Source organism: Ruegeria sp. C8, from assembly GCF_056537565.1.
The window spans coordinates 1-1,742 of the sequence record NZ_JBQFRV010000038.1 but is presented as its reverse complement, the minus strand read 5'-3'; the positions used below and the strand labels follow the sequence as shown (position 1 = coordinate 1,742).

Genomic DNA, 1,742 nt, shown 5'->3' with positions numbered 1-1,742 from the left:
TTTCCGGCGAACGCGAACAGCACTCTGGGCAGCTGGAACTCTCAGATTCTGGAGGTTTTCAACAGCTTCTACGTCATCATCGTAGGTCTGTTTTTCTTCTTTCTGGCCATCGTTGCGCTGCTGCCGGCCACCGGCAAGCGGGTGATGGGCACGCCCGGGGAAAAGCCCGAGTTCTCGAACTTCTCATGGTTCTCGATGATGTTCGGCGCCGGTCTGGGTGTGGGCCTGATGGTGTTCGCCACCGCCGAGCCCCTGGGCCTGTGGGGCTCGAACCCCGTGGTTGTCGCGGGCGACGTGCCGGGCAATGAGCCCGAGGCGGTCCAGTCGGCCTATCGCTACACCTATCTGCACTATGGCTTCCACGCCTGGGCGATCTACGTGGTGACCGGCCTGTCGCTGGCCTATTACGCCTATACGCGCAACATGCCGCTGACCATCCGCTCGGCGCTGACGCCGCTGTTCGGCAAGCTGATGAACGGCTTCCTGGGCCATGTGGTTGACGTTCTGGGCGTTGTGGCAACGATCCTGGGTGTGTCGGTGACCATCGGCTATGGCGTAAGCCAGTTCATCGACGGTGTCTATGCGATCACCGGGATGGAGTGGATCATGGACCTGAGCGGTGACGTTCCGGCCCCGTCGAAGGTTGGCCTGATTGCAGGTCTGCTGGTGATCATGGGCCTGTCGATCATCTCGGCTGTGTCGGGTGTTGGACGAGGTGTTAAGTACCTGTCGAACCTGAACCTGGTGCTGTCGATCATCCTGCTGGGCACATTTGTCGTCTTCGGCTCGTTCGTCTTTGCGATGACCACCTATGGCACCGCGCTGGTGGACTACATCCTGCACTTCCTGTCGCTGAGCTTTGGTGCCTATGGTCCGCTCTCGGCCGAGGCGTTTGCGGCGGCTCTGCCGGCCGAGGCTCAGGCCCATGCGGATGCCCTGATGGGTGGCGCGACCAATGCCTGGGGCAGCTATGACGGCTTCAAGAGCGGCCTGGAAGGCGCAGCAGCGGAACTCGACGAGGCCACTCTGGCCGCGGCCTATGCCGCCGGTGAGCAGGGTCGTCAGTTTGGCTGGCAGGCAGGTTGGACCACGTTCTACTGGGCCTGGTGGATTGCGTTCTCGCCCTTCGTTGGCCTGTTCCTGGCGCGCATCTCGAAAGGTCGCACCGTGCGTGAGTTCATCCTGGGCTGTGTCTTCGCACCGGCGCTGGTCTGCTTTGCATGGATGACGGTTCTGGGCGGCACCGCGATCGATCTGGAACTGGCCGGTGAAGCCGGAGGCGCGATCATCGGGGCCTCGAACACCAACAAGCTGTTCGTGACGCTGTCCTACATGATCGACGGCGGTCTGTTGTCGATGCTGAACGTGATGTGCGTTGTACTAATCATGACCTTCCTGGTGACCTCGGCGGATTCGGGCATCCTGGTGATGAACACGATCATGTCGGGCGGCAGCCAGGAGACGGGCATCAAGCACCGCATCATCTGGGGTCTGATCCTGTTGGCGGTGATCGGCGCGCTGATCCTTGCAGCGGGTGAGAACAACCCGATGGACGCTCTGCGCAACGCGATGATCATCGGCGCGCTGCCGTTTACCATGGTGATGGGCCTGATGATGGTCGCCCTCGCCAAGGCGCTGTTCCGCGACAGCCAGCGTGACAAACACGCCGAGGCACCACAGGCCGCAGAATAAACCAATCAAAACACAAACAATCCAAGCGCCGCCCAAAAGGGCGGCGCTTT

1 protein-coding gene is annotated in these 1,742 nt (G+C 61.5%); it reads left to right on the top strand.

Features of this window, described 5'->3' with window-relative positions; all coding sequences use genetic code 11:
* Positions 1–1,692 (top strand): BCCT family transporter (locus ACR0KL_RS22705; protein WP_480777547.1); only part of this gene is annotated, 1,692 nt, incomplete at its 5' end.
* Positions 1,693–1,742 lie beyond the last annotated feature (50 nt).